Raw genomic sequence first — 4,798 nt, 5'->3', positions numbered from 1 at the left:
CCCTGCCCGAAGCAGGCGGGCGCTTCACTGCGTTTCGGTCGAGATGACGACTTTTTTGGACTAGCCGAAGGATTTATTTAGTACCACGGCTGGAGATTACTTCGTTCTCGCTTCCTCTGCACTTAACAAAGCTTCCAGTTCTTTTACTTTTTCGGGATATTTTAGGGCCAGGTTAGTCTTTTCGCCTACATCATCACTTAAATTATACAATTGGGCAGTTGGCAGGTTCCCGCTTTCGGTATGGGTAAGTTTATAATAAGCTTCGCCTTTTGCCGGCCTGATGTATTTCCAGTTGTTTTTAACAATGGCCAACTGATTGCTCTGTTCAATGAAAAAATCTCTACCTTTCTGATCTTTCCCGATAAAGGCATTCCAAAGGTTTTTACTATCAATGGCATTTTTACTTTCTATATTAAAAAAGTTGGCGAATGATGCCAGAAAATCAATTTGCGATACCAAAGCGTCAGAAACGCCTGGTTTAATCTTTGCCGGCCACGAAATGATAAAGGGTTCGCGGGTACCGCCTTCTAAAATGCTGTATTTTCCGCCGCGTAATGGCCCGGCAGGTGTATGGCTGTTCAGTTTTTCGAAACCCTGATCTTCGTACCCATCCATAATTACCGGGCCGTTATCGCTACTGAAAATGATCATCGTATTTTTATCCAGTCCAAGGTATTTCAGTTGTTTGGTGATTTCGCCAACAGCCCAATCGAGTTGTAAAATTACATCGCCACGATAACCGAGTTCACTTTTACCTTTAAACATGGTAGCCGGTAAACGTGGTACATGTGGCTCGGTTAGGGCATAGTACAGAAAAAATGGTTGTTCCTTATGATCTTCGATAAAGTTTTTGGCTTTACTTAAAAAGGTAAAAGGTAATTCCTCATCAGTCCAACGGGCGAGTTTACCGCCCTGCATGTAGCCAATACGGCCAACACCGTTTACAATGGTTTGGTTGTGGCCATGGTTATTTTCTGCCAGCATTTTTAACAGTTCGGGATGTTCTTTCCCCGTTGGATCGGTACCTACAGGGTTTTTATAGTCAACCTTAATCGGATCGTTAGCATCTAAACCCACCACCAATTGATTTTCCATAAAAATAGTTGGAACACGATCGGCTGTTGCCGGAAAAATAAAAGAATAATCGAATCCTGTTTCCCTTGGTCCCGGTTTTACTTCCTGGTTCCAATCTTTTTCTACTTCATTGCCCAAACCTAAATGCCATTTGCCCACCAAACCGGTTTTATAACCTGCCTGTTGAAAGATTGCCGGTAGGGCGGTATGATCGGTTGGAATAATCAAAGCAGCATCGCCAGGCAAAATACCGGTTCCTTTTTTACGCCAGGCGTAACGGCCCGTCATTAACGAATAACGTGAAGGTGTGCAGGTAGAAGCCGTGGCGTGGCCATTGGTAAACCTTAATCCCTGCTTTGCCAAAGCATCAATATTTGGGGTTTTTATTTTTTTTGCGCCATAACAGCTTAGGTCGCCATAGCCTAAATCATCAGCATAAATGATAATAACATTGGGTTTCTTTTGGGCGGATGCGTAAAAGTTAAAACTTGCTAAAAAGACAAATAAGGGAAGTAAAAATTTGTGGCTCATGGTTAGGAAAAGGTGTGGTAAAAAGCGCAATCGTCCTCGTTTGTAACGAGGATGTGTGAGATTCACATTTTTAATGTGGTTAATGAATGGTTAAGCGATGCAATCGCTTTTCTCTCTAATCCTCGTTACAAACGAGGACTATATAAAAATTTGGGCTCATAGTAAAAAGGTGGTTAGGTAAGGTGAAGCGATAAAATCGCTTTTTTTTTATTTAAAAAAGGCCAAACAATAATTGTCTGGCCTTTGATATGGTAAATATTAATCTTCTGCTAAGAAAGGATAACGGTAATCGGTTGGCGATTCAAAAACTTCTTTAATGGTACGTGGAGAAACCCAACGCAATAAATTGATCATCGATCCGGCTTTATCGTTTGTACCCGAACCTCTTGCACCACCAAATGGCTGCTGACCTACAACAGCACCGGTACATTTATCGTTGATGTAGAAGTTGCCTGCCGAATTACGTAATGCATGACTTGCCTTTTCAATTGCATACCTGTCTTGTGCAATTAAAGCACCGGTTAAAGCATAAGGCGAGGTGGTATCGATTAATTCTAAAACCTGATCAAAATCTTTATCTGCATAAACGTAAACGGTTAACACCGGACCGAATAATTCTTCGCTCATGGTAGTGTATTTCGGATCATCAACCACTAAAATGGTAGGTTCGATGAAATAACCTTTAGATTTATCGTAGTTACCACCGGCAATAATTTCTACACCTTTATCTTTTTTAGCCTGATCGATGTATTTAGCTAATTTATCGAACGAACGCTCGTCGATAACTGCATTGATAAAATTGCCGAAATCTTCAGTTCCACCCATTTTAAAAGTAGCAAGATCGGCTAACATCTGCTCTTTAATTTCTGGCCAAAGGCTTTCTGCAATGTACACACGGCTGGCCGCAGAACATTTCTGTCCCTGGTATTCGAATGCACCACGAACAATTGCTGTGCTGGCCACTTTGGTTTGTGCAGATGGGTGAACAAGGATAAAATCTTTACCGCCGGTTTCGCCCACGATGCGTGGATATGATTTGTATTTGTGGATATTTGTTCCGATTGTTTTCCAGATTTCCTGGAATACTTTGGTTGAACCGGTAAAGTGAATACCTGCAAAATCAGGGTGGTTAAAAATAACGTCTCCGGTTTCAGGACCATCGGCATATACTAAATTGATTACACCATCAGGTACACCAGCTTCGCGAAAAATTTCCATTAAAAGGTTAGCTGCATAAACCTGTGTATCGGCTGGTTTCCATACCACTACGTTACCCATCATGGCTGCCGACGCGGGTAAGTTTGCGGCAATTGCAGTAAAGTTGAAAGGAGTTAGGGCGAACACAAAACCCTCTAAAGGGCGTTGTTCCACACGGTTCCAGCTTCCACGCGGAGAAACAGGAGGCTGTTGTTTATAAATGTCGGCCATGTAACTTACGTTAAAACGTAAGAAATCGATCAGCTCGCAGGCAGCATCAATTTCGGCCTGGTAAGCATTTTTACTTTGGCCCAACATGGTTGCGGCATTTAATTTATAACGGTATTTACCGGCAATCAGATCTGCAGCTTTTAAGAAAATAGCAGCGCGGTGTTCCCAGGCCAGGTTTTCCCAGTCTTGCTTTGCTGCTAAAGCAGCCTCGATGGCTTGAGTAATGTGTGTTTTGTCGCCAATGCTGAATTGGGCTAAAATATGTTGGTGATCGTGTGGAGGAACAACTTTACCTTTTTTGGTTGTGTGAACTTGTTTACCGCCAATATACATCGGAATATCCTGTTGCTGAGCGCGGGCTTCGGCAAGTGCTTCTTTTAAAAGTGCACGTTCTTTACTGCCTGGGCCATAATTTAATATAGGTTCGTTTACCGGAGTGGGTACGTTAAAAAATCCTTTAAGCATATTTTATTTTTTATGATTTGGGCAAAGATAAGGCTTTTTGGGCTAGGCAATTCTATAATTCTGTAAAGAAAATAGGGCAAACGTTTGTGCTATATAGTCCAGGGTCGGATGTTGGAGGTCTGATGTAAATGAATGGATAATTTTAAAGAAGTTATGGTTAAAATGCAGTTGATTTGGGGTTTGATTCCACAGATTACTTATCCTTTAGCTTATTTTGCCACGGAAAGCACAGATTTACACAGAATAGCCATGCAGTTCGTCATCTCGACCGTAGTGGAGAGATCTGTCTGGAGAAATATTTACTAACCTTTAGCCCGTTTTTTGTTTCCCGCAGATTTCGCAGAAAATGACGCAGATTTTAATAGCTTTATTCCAATTATATCAATTACCTGTGAGAGCTATATACTTATTCATTGTTTCTATGTTGTTTACAAAGTTGTCTTTTTGCCAGATAGACGACCGGGATTTGCTGATCAGGAAACTGGATAGCATTGGTAAGTTAGACCAGGTTTACAGAGGCCAGATCAACGATATCAGGAACCGTTTTGTTGGTGATAGCATTAAATTAAAAGATACATTGCGCAAACATTTTGGGTTGATTAATAAAATAGACTCTTTAAACCTGATTACAGTATCAGCAGTTATCAATCAATACGGATGGTTAAGTGCAGATGAAATAGGGGAAGCAGCAAACTCGGCCTTATTCATGGTGATCCAGCATTCAGATTTGAAAACGCAGGAAAAATACCTGCCTGTTATGCGCATCGCTGCAAAGAATAAAAAACTAAAAGCCACCAGCCTGGCACTGCTCGAAGATAGGATTGCGATGTTTCAGGGCAGGAAACAGATTTATGGAAGTCAGGTAGCCTGGAACATGCAGACCAATAAATATACCATCATGCCCATGATCGATCCTGATCATGTTGATACGAGAAGGGCCGATATCGGATTGAACGCTTATGCTGATTATCTAAGTGAATTAGGAATTGTTTGGGATGTTGAGCAATATAAAAAAGACTTACCTGCGATTGAAGAATGGCATAAAAAAGTGATGAACAAGAGTAAAGCTAAGAACTGATTTATTTATTGGTTTCCTTCTGATTTTAGAGAAATGTGTATGGGATTTAAGAAATTATATAGCTTAATTTTGCCACGGAGAACACGGCTTTACACAGAATGCCATGTACCCTTCGTCTTTTAGTCCATTTTTTGTTTCCCGCAGATTTCGCAGAAAAATGACGCAGATTTATTGTATATAGTTAAATGTTGCAATACCTTCGCCTAACGCCTAACGCCTAAC

3 protein-coding genes are annotated in these 4,798 nt (G+C 41.1%); 1 reads left to right on the top strand and 2 read right to left on the bottom strand.

Annotation, left to right across the window (positions count from 1 at the left end):
- Nucleotides 1-96 precede the first annotated feature (96 nt).
- Both B2V92_RS22865 and pruA read right to left on the bottom strand, forming a co-directional pair.
- The gene (locus tag B2V92_RS22865) at nt 97-1,605 is read right to left on the bottom strand and encodes a sulfatase family protein (protein ID WP_293312467.1); all 1,509 of its coding nucleotides are present in this window, start codon (nt 1,603-1,605) and stop codon (nt 97-99) included.
- Nucleotides 1,606-1,863: 258 nt separating this feature from the next.
- On the bottom strand, nt 1,864-3,498 hold the full coding sequence (gene pruA, locus B2V92_RS22860) for an L-glutamate gamma-semialdehyde dehydrogenase (RefSeq protein WP_293312465.1): 1,635 nt from the start codon (nt 3,496-3,498) through the stop codon (nt 1,864-1,866).
- A gap of 421 nt (nt 3,499-3,919) precedes the next feature.
- On the opposite strand from pruA, the gene B2V92_RS22855 reads away from it, so the two are divergent.
- A complete protein-coding gene (locus B2V92_RS22855) occupies nt 3,920-4,576 on the top strand; it encodes a DUF6624 domain-containing protein (RefSeq protein ID WP_293312463.1) in 657 nt (218 codons plus the stop codon).
- Nucleotides 4,577-4,798 lie beyond the last annotated feature (222 nt).

It is taken from the genome of Pedobacter sp. UBA5917 (assembly GCF_002432345.1).
In the GTDB taxonomy this organism is placed as follows: Bacteria; Bacteroidota; Bacteroidia; order Sphingobacteriales; family Sphingobacteriaceae; genus Pedobacter.
The sequence above is the reverse complement of the archived record's forward strand: the minus strand, read 5'-3'. Positions and strand labels throughout refer to the sequence as shown.